The sequence below is a fragment of the Stappia sp. P2PMeth1 genome, from assembly GCF_900185735.1.
Classification (GTDB): domain Bacteria; phylum Pseudomonadota; class Alphaproteobacteria; order Rhizobiales; family Stappiaceae; genus Stappia.
The window spans coordinates 68,026-85,406 of record NZ_FYAW01000035.1 but is presented as its reverse complement, the minus strand read 5'-3'; the positions used below and the strand labels follow the sequence as shown (position 1 = coordinate 85,406).

Here is a 17,381-nt window from a genome sequence, read left to right as displayed (position 1 = left end):
CCCGCCACTCCCCTTGCAGGACATCCTCAACGCAGGTCCGGCGCCAACTTCACGGGCCGCCGTTGCGGCGGGCGTCACATCGACAGGACCGGATGCGTGACGCAGGGCTCGACGACGGACTCGCCAAGTTACACGATGCCACCGTTAAAGGGACGCCGTTAAGGGCTTGGTCTGTAGGGATTTATCTAAGGGAAAGTGGTGCCCAGGGCCGGAATCGAACCAGCGACACGCGGATTTTCAATCCGCTGCTCTACCAACTGAGCTACCTGGGCCCGCGAAGCGGCGCGGCCATCTGCCTGCGTCGCATCGGAGTGCCGGTCTTATAGAGGCTCGCACCAAGCCTGTCCAGTTGCCCTTGCAAAGTTTTGCACAAGCCGGACAGGCATCGGGGCCATGCCCGCCACTGGTTCGGCAAACCGATCCTGGCGGCGGGCAAGCCCTTGAAACGGCTCGCCTAGCGCTGGCCGACGACGACGCCGGTGGCGGTGTAGGCGCCGGTGATGTCGGAGATGCCGAAGCTGCCGACCACCCCTTGCGCCGCGCCCATCGGACCGTTCACGAAAGAGCCGGTCAGCACGCCCGACACCGTCTCGCTCATGTTGCCGAGGCCGCCGACGAAATGGCTGAGGTCGCTCGGGCTGCCGGTGGGGGAGTAGACCGAGCCGCCGAAGCTGCGACCATCGAAATTGCTGATGCTGGCTTCGCCGGTGCGCGCGCCGAAATCGAAGGTCATGTTGAAATTGCCGGCCGCCAGATACTGTGCCTGGCCATCATTGGTGATGTTGGTGACGCTGCCGACCGCATGGCCGGCATAGGAGGCCGTGCCGGTGAGCGGCAGTTCGCCGATGGTGGAGACATCGCCCGCCGCCCAGGTGCCGAGATGCACGAAATCGCGCCGCCGGGGATCGAACGGCGCCGTCTCGGACGTGTCCTCGCCGCGGAAGCGGGTGCCCCAATAGCCCCATTCCAGGAAGGCGCAGGTGCAGCGCGCGACATCCGTGAACAGCGCGTCGTCGGCCCCCGCCACCAGCGTCGAAGGTATCATGTAGCTGCGCGGGTTGCTGTCCGGCGCGATGATCTCGCCATCGTCGGTCACGGCGAAGGTCTCACCGAAATTGCCGCTCAACGCGTAGCGATCGTCGTCGATCAGGGCCGAATGACCGTCGCCGCTCCAGGTGAACAGGCTGTCGCCGAAGCCGAGCACCAGGCCGGCAAGGTGATCGTCGCCGTCGAACGTGTCGAGGATCGTCATCGACGCGCCGACCGAATTGTTGCCGGCATCGAAGGCGATGGTGAGCATCTCCGGAGCAAGGGACCAGAACGGCGTTGCGACACCGCCATTCGTCGCCGCCTCGACCATGCCGGAGGCATAGCCGTTGAGCACCCGGCTGGTGCGGATGAACTCGCCCGTCGGCGAGACCGACTCAAGCTGGCCGACATGGGTGTAGCCGGAAACCATCTCGGTCAACGAGCCATAGGGATACGGCCCGCGCGCCGACACGTCGGTGCCGGTCTCAAGCCCGCCGACATCGAAGCCGAGCACGAAATTCTCCGCGTTCGGGCCGAAGATGTGGCCCCCATCCGCGCCCGGCACGGAATCGACAGGCCCCCCATGCAACACTGAAGGGTCGTAGCCGGAGATGCGGAAGCCGCCGCGCCGCGGCCCCTCGATGACGAAGCCTTCCGTCTCGTCCTCGTAGATCAGTCCGGTGGACACCGAGATCGCCGACGCCTGGGCGGCGCCGCTGCCCTGGATGGACATCGAGGCGACAAGGTAGCGCGCGTCGTCGTCGTCGAGATCGGAGCCCGTGACGACGAGGAAATCGCTGGTGCGCACGGTCTGCAGGAAGGCGGGGCCGAGCAACTCTCCCGCCAGCGGGTTGAGGAAATAAAGGTCATGGGCAACGCCGGTCCTGGCCACCTGCAACGGATCGGCCGACAGGCGGTAACGGCGGATCTGGTTGACCGCCGTGGCGCGCAGCGTCGCCGGATCGGTGCGCGTGCCCCAGATGCCGATGACGGGATCGTTGACCGCCAGCACCGAGGACGAGATTTCCTCGAAGAAGGTGAAGGCGAGGAAATGGTTGCCGTTGCGGTGCACCGTCCCGACCACCGTGCGCCCGCCCGAGGTGACGACACGGAACGCCGCCTGGCCGCCGGCGGGAAGCGGTATGGTGATTGTCTCGCCGCCGATCGTCCCGGTGAGCTGGGTGCCGCCGCCGGTGATCGTGAAGGTGGCGGTGGTGTCGGTGGCCGCGGACCCGCCGACCAGACCCTGCCGGCCGGGGTTGGAGACCGTGAAGGTTTCCAGCGAGGGATCGTAGGAGGAGCCGGTCGTCAGCACCCGCAGGACCACCTGCGTGCCGTCCACCTGGGGCGGATCATTGACGATCTCGCGGATGTGGTTGCCGTTGGCGCCGGGCACGATGTCGCTGACGATGTAGCCGCCGTCGTCGATGCCGGTCGAGGCCACCACCAGCGGCCGCGGGCGCGGCATGACGGTGACGACGGGCTGGCTGGAACTGCCCTGGCCGATGCCGGAGTCGCGCACGCGGGCGTCGGTCGGGGAACTGGATGCGCCGCCGGTCTGGCCGCCGCGCCCCGCCAGCCCCTGCTGCACGCCGGCAATGTCCGCCTGGCTGGTGCGCCGGATCTCCGGCCGGTAGCCCCCGGCCGCCGCCGCGGCGACGGCGAGCGTGTAGCCGGCCTCGTAGATGCGGCGGGTCTGGCCGTCCGGGCCGCGGAAGCTCAGTTCCTTGCCGAACAGCAGCGAGAAGCGCCCCGCGCCGTCGGTCAGGTTGAGATTGGCGATGCCGCCGCGGATGCCGATGGTGCCGACCGGGGTGTTGACGGTGACGCCGCCCGGGTTCTTGCTGAGCTTGCCGCCGACGAAGCGGGCGACGCCCTTGCCGAAGGAGGCGACCAGCCTGCCCGTCCCGGCATCGGGATCGTAGACGAATTCGTCGATGACAAGGTCGGAATTGGCGCCGACGGTGAAGGTCGACCCGTCGACCAGCAGGATCTGCACCAGCCCTTCGCCGGCGGTCTCGATCCGCTCGCGATAGATCAGCGTGTCGCCGAGCACCACGGTACGGGTGCCGGCGCCCGGCGGCGTGCGCCGCGCGTCCTGATTGACCGCTGCCGCAACGCCCACGTCGTTGCGCGCCGTAGCAGTACCCGGCACCACGACAAGGGCAGCCCCGAGAGCCGCCATGAAACACTGCCTGCGCATATCAGCCCCCGATAGGACGGCGTAAATCAGAAGATCAGAACGTCTTGATCAGACTGAGCGTCACGGACGCATTGGAATAATCGCGTGTCTGGTAATTGGATTGCAGCCTGCGGAACTCCCCGGACAGGGACATGGCAATGTCCGGGCGGAACGGCACGTTGAGCGCGCCGCGCACCCAGAACTCGTTGTCCCGCTGGCTTTCCGTGAAGCTGACCACCGGGTCCGGCGCCGCGAAAGCGCGGCGGACATAGCCGACATCGGCATCGATCGACCAGACGGTGCGCAGCATCTCGACCGGCGAGGCGAAGCGATAGGTGAGCCCGGCCGTCGCACCGATCTCCCAGCTCTGCTCGAATCGGGCCGCCGCCTCCTCATAGTCGCCGAGCAGCGACACCCGCCCCGACCAGGCCTGCGAGAACTGGTAGGCATGGCTCAACTGCGCCAGGATCTGATAGCCGTTGCGGTTGCTGACGGTCGGATAGGTGGCGCTGTCGCGATACCAGCGGTAGCGGTATTCGACCTTGGCATTGATCGACGAGCGCGGGTCCGGCTGGATGGCGAAGCGAGCGCCGAAGCCGGTGGCGCCGGTATAGTTGGTCTCGTTGAGGCGCACGCCCGTGAGGATGCCGTAGACGCCGAAGCGGGCATTGTCGATGTCGAAGCGGGCCATGTTGAACGACGGCCCGAAGGTCAGTTCGGCGAGTTCGGTGTTGAGCCGCGTGCTGTCGAAATAGCGCCCGCCATAGAACAGCAGGTCCGCCTCCAGCAGGTCGCCCTGGGTGCCGAGGTCATAGGCCGCGTGCACGTTGCCGGCAACGAATGCGTTCCAGTCGGCGCGGCCGACGGCGGTGTCGTCGAGCAGGAAGGAGATGCCGTTCAACGTCACGAAGCGCCCGCCCGGCCCGGCATTGGCATTCGACTGCCAGCGCAGGCCGGTCATCACCGTCGCCGAGAATTTCGCCGGATCCTCGGCCGTGTCGATCGCGGTCATGAAGGTCTGGACGCGCTCAGCCACCTCCGGCGGCACGTTCGGCGCCTGAAGCGCCTGCTCGAAATAGGAGCGCGCCGCATCGAAGGAGCCAAGCCGGAAATAGAGCACGCCGAGTTCGAGCTGGATGCGCGGCAGGCCCGGCGCATAGATCAGCATGCGCTCGAAGGTGCCGATCGCGGCCTCGTAGTCGCCCATGCGGGCGGACAGGTTGGCATATTCGAAGGCGATGTCGAGGTCGGCCGGATCGCGCATCATCGCCGCCAGCAACTCGGCCTGACGGGCGCGGAGCTGCTCGTGAGACAGCGACACCTGCGCACCCTGCGGAGCGCCCTGCGCAAGCGCAGCCGGCGCCGGCATGCAGGCAAACGCGACAAGGGCGGCCACGGCACATCCAGCGAAACGCAGACTCTCGCGCCGGGCATAGACCGCCAAGCTCACCGGCCCCTCCAATCAAAAAACACATTAGAACGGGAGGACATTACGCCACGCGGCCGCGACGAGTCCTGCCTCAAGAAGAGGCCTCGTCAAATATTGGGGGGCATGTTGCAATCCGGGCACATGCCCCCGGCCGTGCGGGCCTGCTACTGCACTTCGCGGATGCGGCCGTCGGTATAGGGAACATAGCCGTCGGCACGGGCGCCGATATAGTCGGCCACCACTTCTTCCAGCCCCGGACCATAATCATAGGCATTGGTGCCGGCCTCGGAAAAGATCCTGTAGCCGTCGCCGCCGCCGCGCATGTAGTTGTTGGTCGCGACCAGATAGGTCGCGTCCATGTCGAGCGGCTCCCAGCCGGCGTCGCCCTCAACCTCGACCTGGATGATTCGCCCCTCGCCGGGCTTGCGCGCGCGGGTCCAGGAGAAGCGGATACCGGCGACCTGCGGGAAGCGGCCGGCCCCCTCCTCCACCTGCGACACGCCGTTTTCCAGCGCCGCGACGACATCGCGGCCCTTGATCTGGAACGTCGCGAGGGTGTTCTGGAACGGCAGCACCGTGAGCACCTCGCCCATGGTGATCTCGCCGGCATCGATGGAGGCGCGGATGCCGCCGCCGTTCTGGATGACGATCCGCACGCCCTGCGCCCTGGTGCGGTCGAGCATGGCATCGGCGATCAGGTTGCCCATCGAGCACTCCTGGGCGCGGCAGGTCTCGCGCGAGCCGTCGATGGTCTCGCTGGTGCTGCCGATCACCTTGGCGCGGATTTCCTCCAGCGGTGCGGCAAGTTCGGCAAGGCGGGCGGCGGCGGCCTTGTCGGCCGGCACGGAGGCGTCGAGCAGGATCGGGTTGCCGGCGGCGGAGATCACCTTGCCGGCATCGTCGAAGACGATCTCGATCTCGCCCAGATACTTGCCATAGGCATAGGCCTGGACGACCGGCACCTGGCGGCCGGCCGGATTCTGCACCAGCAACGGATAGGGACCGGCGGCGCCCTCATGGGTGTTGGACAGCAGCGTGTGGGAATGGCCGCCGACGATGACGTCGACCCCGGCCACCCGCGCGGCGATCTCCATGTCGCGCGGCAGCCCCATATGCGTCAGCGCGATGATCTTGTTGACGCCGGCCGCCTGCAGCCCTTCCACCGCGCCCTTGAGATAGGTCTCGGCGCGCTGGAACAGGACATTGGGACCGGGAGACGAGGTCTCGACCGTGTCCTCGGCCAGCACCGCGACGATGCCGATCTTCTCGCCGCCGACCTCGATCACGATTGCTCCCGGCACCTTGCCCTTGAGCGCCGGCTCGTTCTCCACGTCGATATTGCCGGACAGGACCGGGAACTCGACCGCCTCGAGGAAGGCGGCAAGGCCGGCCGGCCCGTCGTCGAACTCGTGATTGCCGACGGCCATCGCGTCGAAGCCGATCATGTTCATGAACTCGGCCGCCGCTGCCCCCTTGTAGGTGGTGTAGAACAGCGAGCCCTGGAACTGGTCGCCGGCATCCAGGGTGATGACATTGCGGCCGGCCGCGGCCAGCGCCGCGCGCCGCTCGTCGATCTTGCTCTTGATCCGGGCGATGCCGCCGAAGCACTTGCCCTCGGCATCGTCCTTGGCATCGCAGGTGGAATCGAAGCGATTGATCGGCTCAAGCCGCGAGTGCAGGTCGTTGATATGCAGGATGGTGAGGGCAAAATCGGCCTGGGCCGGAGCAACCGCGAGGGACGCCGACAGCAGCATCCCGCCAATCACAGACAGCGCACCCGCGCCGAACGAAGCCAACCGCATCCCGCTCACTCCTCACATGCCGCCGCCGGGCGCCATGCCCTGGCCCCGCCCGCGCCGCCAAACCCGGCCGAAGGTGCCCCCGGCTTCGCTCACGCGACACTGCCAGCTTGCCGGAGCCAGATCAACCGTACCCGATGACGCGGCCAGGCCGCACGGCGCGTCAGTAGCAGTAGTAACCGCAATACTGCTTGGTCGCCTGCAGAACCACGGAATTGGCGTGGCTGAGATCGAGAAGCTGGGTCGGCGAAGCCGGCTGGCCGAGAATCGGCGCCGGATAGCGGGCCTCCGCCGACGGCGGCAGGGTGGAATTGACGGCGGCGAAGCCGGCAAGCTGGCTGCCGGTCGGCCGCTTGCCGGACGGACGATTGCCGGCCAGGATCTGGTTGACGCTGGCGATCAGCGCCTGCGGCGTGCGCTGGCTGACGCCCCGCCCGCCGCTCGCCTGGATCGAGAAGCCCGGCCGGTAGACGCGGGTGGTCTTGCCGTCCCGGCCCGTGAAGGTCAGGTCCTTGCCATAGAGGAAGGAGAAGATCGCCTCGTTGCCGCGGTCGACCAGATTGGCCATGCCGCCGCGCACGCCGATGGTGCCCTGGCGGGTGTTGATGGTGACGCCGCCGCGCTCCTTGGAGATGCGGCCGCCGACATAGCGGGCAACGCCCCGGCCGAACGTCGCCACGAGACGCCCGCTGCCCTCCGAGGGGCGGTAGACGAATTCGTCGATCACCAGGGTGGAGTTGGGGCCGACAACGAAGTTGGACCCGTCGGCGAGCAGAACCTGGACAAGGCCGGTGGCCCCGGTCTCGATCTTCTCGCGGTTCACGAAATTCGCGCCGATATGGATGGTGCGCATTCCCGCGCCGCCACGCTGGCTCTGGGCGCTCTGGTTGACGGCGCTGGCCACCCCGACCCGCTCGCTGGCCAGGGCCTGCGGAGCGGCGGCGGCAAGCAGGGCGCAGGCCGCTGCGGCAAGGGCGAGGGGGCGAAATGTCACGGCCATGGTCCAGGCTCCTGTCGGCGGGTCACAAGCAGGCTCTCCCGCTCATCCTGCGGCAAACCTATCAGGTTTCCGGGACCGGGCGGTGATCGGGATCACACACCGGCGCAATCCCGTGCGTCACGTCCGGCTCACTTGCCGTCCTCGCCAGTGTCCTGCATCGCCTCCAGCGCGGCAAGGTCCTCCGGCTCCAGTTCGACCACCGGCACGCTGTAGCTGCCCGACAGCCAGCGGTTGAGGTCGACATCGGCGCAGCGCGACGAGCAGAAGGGATGGAAGCGCTCCACCGAGAGCTTGCCGCAGACGGGGCATGGCCGTGCCCGCCTCTGCCGGTCGCCCCCGTTGCTGTCTCCCTCGCGCCCTTCGCCCGTCATTGCCTGTCCTTCGTCCCGTGCCCGGCCCTCGTCGGCCAGTTCTACCCGACCCGCCCTCCGGCGTCGACCTTGACCCCGGCGGCCCTGCGTCAGCCCCTGGCGCGCCGGCGGCGCTGGTCGAGGGCGCGCAATTCGGTCTTCAGCACCTTGCCGTAGCTGTTGCGCGGCAGGTCGTCGACCCGCAGATAGTCCTTCGGCCGCTTGAAGCGGGCGATCCGCTCGAGGCAGAGCGCGTCGAGATCGGCCGGTTCGGCCTCGCCGGCATAGACGGCGACGACGCATTCGCCCCATTCCTCATCCGGCCGGCCGATGACGGCGACCTCGCGCACGCCGGGATGGGTCAGCAGCACCTCCTCCACCTCGCGCGGATAGACGTTGCTGCCGCCGGAAATGATCACGTCCTTCGAACGGTCGAGCAGGGTGAGATAGCCCTCCGCATCGAAACTGCCGATATCGCCGGTATGGAGCCAGCCGCCGCGCAGCGCCTCGGCGCTCGCCTGGGGATTGTCCCAGTAGCCGAGCATCACCGTGTCGCCGCGCACCAGGATCTCGCCGGTCGCCCCGTGATCGGCGGCGGCGCCGTCGATCCGCATCTCGACCACTGAGCTGACAAGGCCGGCGCTGGCCAGCCTTGCCTCCCAGCGCGGGTGATCGCGGTCGGCAATGTCCGCCTTCGACAGCACAGTGCCGGTCATCGGCGTTTCGCCCTGGCCGTAGATCTGGGCGAAGCGCGGGCCGAAGCGGTCGATGGCGCGGCGCGCATCCGCCAGATGCATCGGCGCCCCGCCCCAGACGATGGTGCGGATATTCTCCGCCATCGCCTCGACCGGAGACTCGGTCAGCCGGCGGACCATGGTGGGCGCGGCGAACATCGACACGCCGGGGGTGCGGGCGATGATCTCCAGCACCTCGCCGGCCTCGAAGGTGCCGGACTCCGGCACCGCGTTGATGCCGAAACGCATGACATGGGCCATGGCGTAAAGGCCGGAGCCATGGCTCATCGGCGCCGCGTGCAGCAGGGTGTCGCCCTGCGCCACCGGATCGACCTCGGTGAGATAGGCAAGGCTCATGGCCGCAAGGTTGCGGTGGCTGAGCATCGCGCCCTTGGGCCGGCCGGTGGTGCCGGAGGTGTAGAACAGCCAGGCAAGGTCATCCGGCGCCGCATCGGCAAGCGGCAGCGGATCGCCGGCGACCAGCGCCCAGAACGGCGGCCCGCCGAGCGTCACTACGTCGCGCAGGCCCGCGGGCGCATAGGCGGCGACATCCGCCTCCATGCCGGTGCTGACGAAGGCGAGGCGCGCGCCGCAGTTCTCCAGGATCCAGCCGATCTCGGCGCCGTGCAGCTTGACGTTGACGGGAACCGCGACCAGCCCGGCCCACCAGATCGCATAGAGCGCCTCGAGATAATGCGGGCCGTTCTTCGCGACGATGGCGACCCGGTCGCCGCGGACAAGGCCGTATTGCGAGACCAGGCTGCCGGCGAGCCGGGCCGCCCGTCCCGCGAAGTCGCGATAGCTGGCGACCGGCGACGTCCCGCGCGCCAGCGCCACGGCATCCGCGCGCGCGCGTCCGGCACGCGCCAGCCAGGCTGCGAGATTCATCGGCATTCCCCGCTTCGCATGATCCCCCCGAGCGGCCGGCACGGACGTGCCCCTGCCTCATGACCCGACCCGTTGTGACAGGAACCGCCGGCAAGGCCAAGCGGCAATCGCCCGGCCGGACCGGAGCGTCTCAGGGCCGGATCGCGGCCGGGTCGGCCCAGCCGGCAAGAACCGGATACTTGAGCCCGGCCAACAGGTTCGCCGTCTCGTGCAACGGCAGGCCGACCACATTGGTGTAGGAGCCGACCAGCTTGGCGACGAAAGCGCCGGCAAGGCCCTGGATGGCATAGCCGCCGGCCTTGCCGCGCCACTCGCCGCTGTCGAGATAGGCGTGGATCTCGGCGCGCGACAGGCGCTTGAACCGCACGCGCGTCTCGACCAGCCGCTGGCGCACCACATCCTTCGGGGCGCTGACGCACAGGCCGGTATAGACGCGGTGGCCGCGCCCGGAGAGCAGTTCGAGGCAGGCAAGCGCCTGTTCGTGAGTCTCGGCCTTGGGCAGGATCCGGCGCCCGACCGCGACGACGGTGTCGGCGGCCAGCACCAGCCCGTCGACATGCGCCGGATTGCGGTCGGCGGCGCGGCGCGCCACCTCGGCCTTGGTGCGGGCAAGCCGCTGCGCCAGCGCACGCGGGGTCTCGCCCCGGCGCGGCGTCTCGTCGATATCGGCGGGCAGCAGCGTGTCCGGATCGATGCCGATCTGCTGGAGCAGCGCCAGCCGGCGCGGCGAGCCGGAGGCAAGCACGAGCGTCGGGCGCGCGCCCGTCCCGCGGGCCCCTGCGGTCTTGCTGTCGTCGGAAGCTGCGGCGCTCATCGGACCGCTATCTCTCTGTCACGGGTGGCGGACCGGGCCGGATGGCCGTTCGGCGTCACTTGAAACGGTAGGTGATGCGCCCCTTGGTCAGGTCGTAGGGCGTCATTTCGACAAGCACGCGGTCGCCCGCGAGAACGCGAATGCGGTTCTTGCGCATGCGCCCGGCGGTGTGGGCAATGATCTCGTGGTCGTTTTCGAGCTTCACGCGAAAGGTCGCGTTGGGGAGCAGTTCGGTCACAACCCCCGGGAATTCGAGGACTTCTTCCTTGGCCATATGGTTTCCTGATTATCGAGCCGGATGTGGCGGGGAACCTACCGGATCGCACCGCGAAAGGGAACAGCGGGATTCGCGAAAATCCGCGGCTGTGCAGAGGCCGGACAAGGGGTCTAGCCGGCCGGGGTCGCGGTCCAGCCGAAACGCTTCTTGATACGGGTCATCAGCCCGTCGCGGACGGCGCGATAGGCGCCGAGGATCTGCTCGCGCGAGCCGGTGGCAAGCGTCGGATCGGGGGTGGGCCAGTATTCCACCTCGACCGCGTCGGTGCGGGTCATCTCCAGCGCCTTGTGATGGGCTTCCGGCGCCAGCGTCACCACCAGGTCGAAGCCCGACTCGTCGAGATCCTCGAAGGTCTTCGGCCGGTGCCTGGCGAGATCGCAGCCGATCTCGCTCATCACCGCCTCGACGAAGGGATCGGGCTCGCCGGCGCGCACGCCGCAGGACTTCACATAGACCCGGCCGGGAAACAGTTGGGCGAGCATCGCCGCCGCCATCGGCGAGCGCACGGCGTTCATGCCGCAGGCGAACAGCACGGCACCGGGCGCCGCCGCCGGCGCAGTACCGGGCACGTCTCCAGGCGTGCTACCGGGCGTCTCCCCCGGCCCCGACACGCCTAGAGCCCTTTCGGCCAATTCGAAGTCAATTCTGCTTCTCGATTGGAGCGGCGATCCGGCGTCGAAACGGTCGCCGCGCGATGCCTTCGCATCGGGCAAGATCGGTTCGGCGTCGGGCGCCCGCCAATCGGAAGCCCTGCGGGACGGGCGATTTTGCGCCAACTCCGGCGCAAAGCCCCTTGTCCGTATCCAGATACGACCTGCGTGCCTTTGCTTGACCTTGTCACAAAATCGCTCCGTCAGAATGGCTCCGAATTGGCCGAAAGGGCTCTAGCCCTTCCAGTGCAGGGCGCAGACGAGGGTGAAGAGACGGCGGGCGGTCTGCATGTCGACCCGGATCTTGCCCTCCAGCCGCTCCATCAGGATGCGCGAACCCTCGTTGTGGACGCCGCGGCGGCCCATGTCGATGGCCTCGATCTGGCTCGGCGTCGCCGTCCTGATCGCCTCGAAATAGCTCTCGCAGATCAGGAAATAGTCCTTCACCACCTTGCGCAGCGGCGTCAGCGACAGGATGTGGGTGACGACGGGGTGCCCCTCCTCCCGCTCGACCAGGAAGACCAGGCGCTTCTCGACGAGCGACAATCTCAGCCGGTAGGGACCGCCGTCGTCGCCGTTCGGCTCGAACTCGTTCTCCTCGATGAGATCGTAGATGGCGACCGCGCGCTCATGCTCGATATCGGGCGTCGAGCGGACGATCGACGCCTCGTCGAGTTCCACCGCGACCAGCCGGGCGCTGTTCTTTTCTCCCATGACCTGCGCTTGCACCCTCCATTGCCCGCGCCGCCGTCGCAGCGCGTCGTCCAGCAATCGTCCCAACACCTATCCCGTCAACGCCCGTGCCGACAAGCCGCTTGCTCGACGCCGCGCCCTCACAGGTTGAGCCGGATGGCGACCGAGCGGCCGTGCGCGGCCAGCCCCTCCGCCTCGGCAAGGGCGATCGCCGCCGGGCCGAGCTCGCGCAGCGTCCGCGCATCGCAGCGCAGGATCGAGGTGCGCTTGACGAAATCGAGCACCGACAGGCCGGAGGAAAAGCGCGCCGAGCGCGCCGTCGGCAACACGTGGTTGGAGCCGCCGACATAGTCGCCGATGGCCTCCGGCGTGTGCCGGCCGAGGAACACCGCGCCGACATTGCGGATGCGGGCGAACAGGGCTTCCGCGTCCTCGACGGCCAGTTCCAGGTGTTCGGGGGCGATGGCATCGACCAGCGCCGGCGCCTCGTCCATCGAGGCAACGGTGATGATAGCGCCGAAATCGGCCCAGCTCGGACCGGCGACATCGGCGCGCGGCAGGGTCCGCAACTGGCGCTCGACCGCCTTCTCGACGGCCTCGGCAAAACCCGCGTCGTCGGTGATCAGGATCGACTGGGCGCTGGTGTCGTGCTCGGCCTGCGACAACAGGTCGGCTGCGATCCAGTCGGGATCGTTGGCGCCGTCCGCGACGACGAGGATCTCGGACGGGCCGGCGATCATGTCGATGCCGACCGTGCCGAACACCCGCCGCTTGGCGGCCGCCACATAGGCGTTGCCGGGACCGACGATCTTGGCGACCGGACGGATGGTCTGCGTCCCGAAGGCCAGGGCGGCGATGGCCTGGGCCCCGCCGATCCGGTAGATCTCGGTGACGCCGGCAAGGTGGGCCGCGGCCAGCACCAGCGGGTTGAGCGCGCCGTCCGGGCTCGGCACGCACATGACCATGCGCGACACGCCGGCGACGCTGGCGGGCACCGCATTCATCAGCACCGAGGACGGGTAGCTGGCCGTGCCGCCGGGCACATAGAGGCCGACCGCCTCGATCGCCGTCCAGCGCGAGCCGAGTTCGACGCCGATCGGGTCGGTGTAGCGGTCGTCCGCCGGCATCTGGCGGGCGTGATGGGAGGCGATGCGGTCGCGCGCCAGCGTCAGGGCGTCGAGCGTGCGGGCGTCGACCTTCTTCACCGCCTCCTCGATCTCCTCGGCGGTGACGGTCAGTTCGGCAAGGCTTTGCGCCTCCAGCCGGTCGAAGCGGCGGGGGTAGTCGAGAAGCGCGGCGTCGCCCCGCTCCCGCACCGCCTCGATGATGTCGCGCACCGCCGCATCGACATCGGCGGATGCCTCGCGCTTGCTGGCGAGCAGGGCCGCGAAAGCGGCCTCGAAATCGGCTGCGCCGGTGGACAGGCGGATCGCCACGGCGGGACCTCCACGGTTTGCCGGGCACCGCCCGGAGGGTGTTGAGAAAACGTCAGTCGAGCGGGTGGCTGGGACGGTGCCCGGTCGCCCAGGCCGCGCCGAGGTCGGCGAGCTGCGCCTCGATGCATTCGACATCGAAGGAGAGCGTGCCGCCGCCGGCGAAGACGAGGTCGATGCGCCCGGCCGGCTCGCTGCCGGCGACGAAGTTGACCGCCAGCAGCGACAGCACCGCGTCCTTCGCGTCCTGGCGGATGTTCAGCGCGCGCGGGCGCTCCGCCCGGGCGAAGGACAGGGCGGAACGGCGGCGCTCGTTGGCAGCGCGGCTCCCCGTGCTCTCGCCGTCCCAGGCGAAGCGGTTCATGACGAGCACCAGGTGCCGGTCGGAAGGATAGTAGCGGATATCGCCCACCTTGAGCACGGCGTCCTGCACCTGCGCGGAAATCACCGCCAGGTCTTCCTCGTCCAACGCCGCCAGCTTCAGTTGCCGCATGGATCAGCCACCTTATGGGTTGTGCCCGGGGTCGTGCCCGCAGCCGGCGCGCGGGGCGCCGACCGTCCGCCCTTACCTAATGAATTCACGCGGCAAAGCAACCACCCAGTTGACGCGGGCCAGTTGACGCGGGCCAGTTGACGCGACAGGGAGCGGCGCCGCCAAGATCAGGCGACGGAGAGGAAGGCCTCGATGGGTTCGGGTGTCCCGAACAGCCGGCCCTGGCCATGGACGCAGCCCGCGGCCGAGAGCAGGCTCGCACGCTCCTCGCTGTCGACCCCCTCGACCCCCACAGGCACGCCCAGCGTCTCGGCGACGGCGACCAGCGCCCGGATCGCCGCCGCGCCGCGCCCTCCGGCCAGGATGTCCTGCAGGCTGCAGCCATCGATGCGCAGGGAATCGAAGCGGAAGCGGCTGAGCAGCTTGAGACAGGACGCCTCCGCCCCGAACCTGTCGAGAACCAGCCGCACGCCGATGTCGCGCAACGCCTCGAACTGGCCCGAGGCCGCGCCGGAGTTGAGCAGGAAGTAGCCGTCCGCGACCTGCAGGTGGAGGCGCCCCGGATCGATGCCGGCGGCGGCGATCTCCCGCTCGATGGTGGCCGCCAGGGTTTCGAGGCCGAACTGGCGCGCACCGAGCGACAGGGAGATCATCTGCGCGTCGGGCAGCCGGACCGCCGCGCTCAGCGCCTCGCGCAGAAGCCCGGCGGTCGCCGCTTCCACCGCCGCGGTGTCCTGCGCCACGTCCCCGGCTCCGCCGGTCTGGCCCGGCAGATGCTGCAGCGCCTGATAGCCCCGCAATTCGCGGCTGCGCAGACAGACGATCGGCTGGAACAGCAACTCGCCGCCGGAGGGCGCCGGTCGAAGCAGTACCGGGGCGACGGTGCCGGCCGCGGCCGCCGCCGCCGCTCCCGGCCAGGCGATGACCTGCCCCGCTCCCGCCGGTTCGTCGACCGGCGGCTCGTGAATGCGGAAGCCGTTCCGTCCCTGGTGCTTGACCTGGTAGAGCGCGGCATCCGCGTGGCGCAGGAGCTCGGACATCTCGGCGCCGCGAAGGATCGGCGCGATGCCGATGCTGGCGCCGATCTGGATGCTGCTGCCCTCGACGGCGAACCGCGTCGACATGGCGGACAGGATCCTGCGCGCCGCCGCTTCCGCCAGATCGGACGGCCAGGTCAGCCCGCTTCCCGACAACAGCAGCACGGCGAATTCGTCGCCGCCGATGCGCGCGACGAAGTCGCTCTCGCGCACGCACAGCCGCAGCCGGCGCGCCACCTCGCATAGCACCGCGTCGCCGGCATTGTGGCCGAGCGCGTCGTTCACCGGCTTGAACCGGTCGAGATCGACCAGCATCAGAATTCCGAGGCACCCCTCGGCCGGCGCCTCGCCGGTGGCGAGCTTTTCGAGCTGCTCGTTGAGATAGGTCCGGTTGGCCAGGCCGGTCAGCGTGTCGTGGCGGGCCGCATGCAGCACCTTGTCGGCGGCAAGCTCGCGCTCGGTGACATCTTCATGCGTTCCCACCCAGCCGCCGTCGGGCAGCGGGGCATGGACGGTGGAGATGATGCGGCCGGTCTTCAGACGGAAGGTGGAGCGCATGGTCTCGCCCGCTTCCATGCGCCGCATCAGCATTGTGATACGGGCCTCGACCTCCTCGCGCGCCTCCTGCCGCACGTTGGTCTGGAACACCAGCTCGCGGAAGGGCCTTCCAGGCGCGATGGCGTCGGGCTCGAAGCCGAACAGCGAGACATATTGCTCGTTCCACAGGGTCAAGCGGCCGTCCCGGTCGAAGACGCTGACCCCCTGGTTCATGTTGGCGAGCACGGTCTCCAACTCGTCGGACTTCTCGCGTGCCACACGCGCGTTCTCGATAAGCTGCCGCTCGATCCGCTTGCGGTCGGAGATGTCCGTGAAGGTCGACAGCAACCCGCCGCCCGGCAGGAAGGTGCCGCGAATATCGAGCATCATGCCGTTTGGCCGGCTGCGCTCATAGGCATGTTCGGGTCCGCCGAGGATGGTTTCGAGCCGCTGGCGGGCGAGTTCCCGCGGATCGCCTTCGCCATATTCGCCGCGCTCGGCGTTCATCAGCACGTAGTCGGCGAGCGAGGGACGCCGCCTCAGATAGTCGGGCGGCACGTCGAGCAGGGTCTCGAAAGCCCGGTTCCAGCCGGCGACGACAAGGTCCTGGTCGAAATAGACCACGGCGCCGGGATAGTTCCGGAACACCCCTTCGAGCGTCACCGCCTGGCGCACCGTCTCGGTGACATCGGTGAGGGAGATCACCGCGCCCCCGCCGGCCCCGTCGCCGGGACCGGAATAGGCCACCGCATTGAGATTGAGCCAGCGCAGGACCCCATCGCCGAGGCGCAGGCCGGCAACGGTGCTGGACAGGCTGGCCGGATCCGCGACGCCGCGCGCGAGAAGGTTGCCAAGGCTGCCCTGCCCGCCGTCCTTGGCGAGAAAGTCGAGGTCGAGCGTCTGCAACTCGCGGCCCGTAATGTCCTGCCCGTCCAGGCCGAGCATGGCGAGCGCCGCCGGGTTGTGGGACAGGATCCGGCCGTCGGCATCGGCGACGATCACCCCCTCGGACAGGGACAGCAGCGTCGTGCGATACAGCGCCTCGGAATGCTGCAGCCGGATCTCGGCCGTCTTGCGGTCGGTGACATCGCGGATCGCGCCGACGATGCGCAGGGTCCTGTCCTCGCGCATCAACGGCTTGCCGGCGAGACGGACCCAGCGCTCGCGGCCCTTGGCGGTGCGTGCGAGGAGTTCGAGGCTGAAGGGAAAGCCCCTCAGCCGCGCATCGTCGAGCGCCCGGCGCAGTTCGCCTCTCGCCTCGGGCCGGAAGAAGCCGAAGGCCTCCTTCAAGTCCGGGACGTAGTCGTCGTCCACCTCCAGCAGGCGGCGCACCTGATCCGTCCACAGCAGCGTGTCGCGCTCCAGGTCGAGTTCCCAGCCGCCGACGCCGGAGATGCTGGTGGTCTGTGCAAGGAGCTGGGACTGGGTCTCGACCAGCGCCTGCTGGCGCACCGCGTCCTCGCGCAAGGTGGCCGCCTCCGCCTGGGCGGCATAGGCCCGTATCAGCCCTTCCACGGCAACGCCGAGCCGGCGCAATTGCTGCAGTTGCGACGGGGTCGGATCGCGCGGCTCGGTGTGCATCACGCAGAGCGAACCGAGCCGGTGGATGCCGTCGATCGACAGCGGACACCCGACATAGAAGCGCACATGCGGCGGCTCGACCACCAGCCGGTCGTGCTGGAACCGGGGGTCGGCGGCGAGATCGCGAACCACGAGCAGATCGGGGCTGAGAATGGTGTGGCGGCAGATCGCCGCCTTGCGGGGCGTTTCCTGGAAATCCAGCCCGCAAAAGGCCTTCAACCACTGTTCGTGCTCGTCGACGAACGAGACCATCGCGATCGGACAGTCCATGACCGCCGCCGCCGCCTCGACCAGGGCGTCGAATTCCGTCGACCGCTCCGAATGCAGGATGCCGAGCCGGCGCAGCGCCCGCAGGCGACTGTCTTCGTTTGCGGGCAGCGCATCGAGGACGATGGAATTCATGGGCCGAGTATGCCTGCAACAGGTAAATGCTTCAAAGCGAAGATCGGCAAAAT

At 68.6% G+C, this 17,381-nt stretch carries 13 protein-coding genes and 1 tRNA gene; all 14 read right to left on the bottom strand.

The features are described 5' to 3' along the window. Positions 1-196 precede the first annotated feature (196 nt). Positions 197-272 (bottom strand) — tRNA-Phe (locus P2PM1_RS20290). A gap of 182 nt (positions 273-454) precedes the next feature. Further along, on the bottom strand, positions 455-3,214 hold the full coding sequence (locus tag P2PM1_RS20285) for a FecR domain-containing protein (RefSeq protein WP_186400297.1): 2,760 nt from the start codon (positions 3,212-3,214) through the stop codon (positions 455-457). A gap of 52 nt (positions 3,215-3,266) precedes the next feature. After that, a complete protein-coding gene (locus P2PM1_RS20280) occupies positions 3,267-4,607 on the bottom strand; it encodes a tetratricopeptide repeat protein (RefSeq protein WP_186386594.1) in 1,341 nt (446 codons plus the stop codon). A 197-nt stretch (positions 4,608-4,804) separates the two neighbouring features. Beyond that, on the bottom strand, positions 4,805-6,442 hold the full coding sequence (locus P2PM1_RS20275) for a bifunctional UDP-sugar hydrolase/5'-nucleotidase (RefSeq protein WP_186386593.1): 1,638 nt from the start codon (positions 6,440-6,442) through the stop codon (positions 4,805-4,807). 160 nt (positions 6,443-6,602) lie between these two features. Next, positions 6,603-7,439: a FecR domain-containing protein gene (locus P2PM1_RS20270; protein ID WP_186400296.1), complete on the bottom strand. Its 837-nt coding sequence runs from the start codon at positions 7,437-7,439 to the stop codon at positions 6,603-6,605. Between the two features lie 128 nt (positions 7,440-7,567). Continuing rightward, positions 7,568-7,810 carry a DNA gyrase inhibitor YacG gene (gene yacG / locus P2PM1_RS20265; protein ID WP_186386591.1) on the bottom strand — a complete coding sequence of 81 codons (243 nt, stop codon included), beginning with the start codon at positions 7,808-7,810 and terminating at the stop codon, positions 7,568-7,570. An 89-nt stretch (positions 7,811-7,899) separates the two neighbouring features. Next, positions 7,900-9,411 carry an AMP-binding protein gene (locus P2PM1_RS20260; protein WP_186400399.1) on the bottom strand — a complete coding sequence of 504 codons (1,512 nt, stop codon included), beginning with the start codon at positions 9,409-9,411 and terminating at the stop codon, positions 7,900-7,902. Positions 9,412-9,541: 130 nt separating this feature from the next. After that, positions 9,542-10,225, bottom strand: a complete 684-nt coding sequence (locus P2PM1_RS20255; RefSeq protein WP_186386589.1) for a Maf-like protein — start codon at positions 10,223-10,225, stop codon at positions 9,542-9,544. A 55-nt stretch (positions 10,226-10,280) separates the two neighbouring features. Then, positions 10,281-10,499: a translation initiation factor IF-1 gene (gene infA / locus P2PM1_RS20250; protein WP_013653834.1), complete on the bottom strand. Its 219-nt coding sequence runs from the start codon at positions 10,497-10,499 to the stop codon at positions 10,281-10,283. A gap of 113 nt (positions 10,500-10,612) precedes the next feature. After that, entirely contained in the window at positions 10,613-11,071 is a 459-nt protein-coding gene (locus tag P2PM1_RS20245) for a low molecular weight phosphatase family protein (RefSeq protein WP_256376481.1), read from the bottom strand. 315 nt (positions 11,072-11,386) lie between these two features. Beyond that, positions 11,387-11,866, bottom strand: coding sequence for a UPF0262 family protein (locus P2PM1_RS20240; protein ID WP_186386587.1), 480 nt, complete (start codon positions 11,864-11,866; stop codon positions 11,387-11,389). 119 nt (positions 11,867-11,985) lie between these two features. Further along, entirely contained in the window at positions 11,986-13,281 is a 1,296-nt protein-coding gene (hisD, locus tag P2PM1_RS20235; RefSeq protein ID WP_244301578.1) for a histidinol dehydrogenase, read from the bottom strand. Positions 13,282-13,333: 52 nt separating this feature from the next. Further along, entirely contained in the window at positions 13,334-13,771 is a 438-nt protein-coding gene (locus P2PM1_RS20230) for a DUF2948 family protein (protein WP_186400294.1), read from the bottom strand. Between the two features lie 167 nt (positions 13,772-13,938). After that, a complete protein-coding gene (locus P2PM1_RS20225; protein ID WP_186400293.1) occupies positions 13,939-17,328 on the bottom strand; it encodes a PAS-domain containing protein in 3,390 nt (1,129 codons plus the stop codon). Positions 17,329-17,381: the final 53 nt, after the last annotated feature.

Bases quoted from the DNA above. Each gene is read 5' to 3' on its own strand.
- P2PM1_RS20285 (WP_186400297.1), bottom strand. From the start codon at position 3,214: ATGGCGGCTCTCGGGGCTGCCCTTGTCGTGGTGCCGGGTACTGCTACG.
- P2PM1_RS20275 (WP_186386593.1), bottom strand. From the start codon at position 6,442: ATGCGGTTGGCTTCGTTCGGCGCGGGTGCGCTGTCTGTGATTGGCGGG.
- P2PM1_RS20270 (WP_186400296.1), bottom strand. From the start codon at position 7,439: ATGGCCGTGACATTTCGCCCCCTCGCCCTTGCCGCAGCGGCCTGCGCC.
- yacG (WP_186386591.1), bottom strand. From the start codon at position 7,810: ATGACGGGCGAAGGGCGCGAGGGAGACAGCAACGGGGGCGACCGGCAG.
- P2PM1_RS20260 (WP_186400399.1), bottom strand. From the start codon at position 9,411: ATGAATCTCGCAGCCTGGCTGGCGCGTGCCGGACGCGCGCGCGCGGAT.
- P2PM1_RS20255 (WP_186386589.1), bottom strand. From the start codon at position 10,225: ATGAGCGCCGCAGCTTCCGACGACAGCAAGACCGCAGGGGCCCGCGGG.
- infA (WP_013653834.1), bottom strand. From the start codon at position 10,499: ATGGCCAAGGAAGAAGTCCTCGAATTCCCGGGGGTTGTGACCGAACTG.
- P2PM1_RS20240 (WP_186386587.1), bottom strand. From the start codon at position 11,866: ATGGGAGAAAAGAACAGCGCCCGGCTGGTCGCGGTGGAACTCGACGAG.
- P2PM1_RS20230 (WP_186400294.1), bottom strand. From the start codon at position 13,771: ATGCGGCAACTGAAGCTGGCGGCGTTGGACGAGGAAGACCTGGCGGTG.
- P2PM1_RS20225 (WP_186400293.1), bottom strand. From the start codon at position 17,328: ATGAATTCCATCGTCCTCGATGCGCTGCCCGCAAACGAAGACAGTCGC.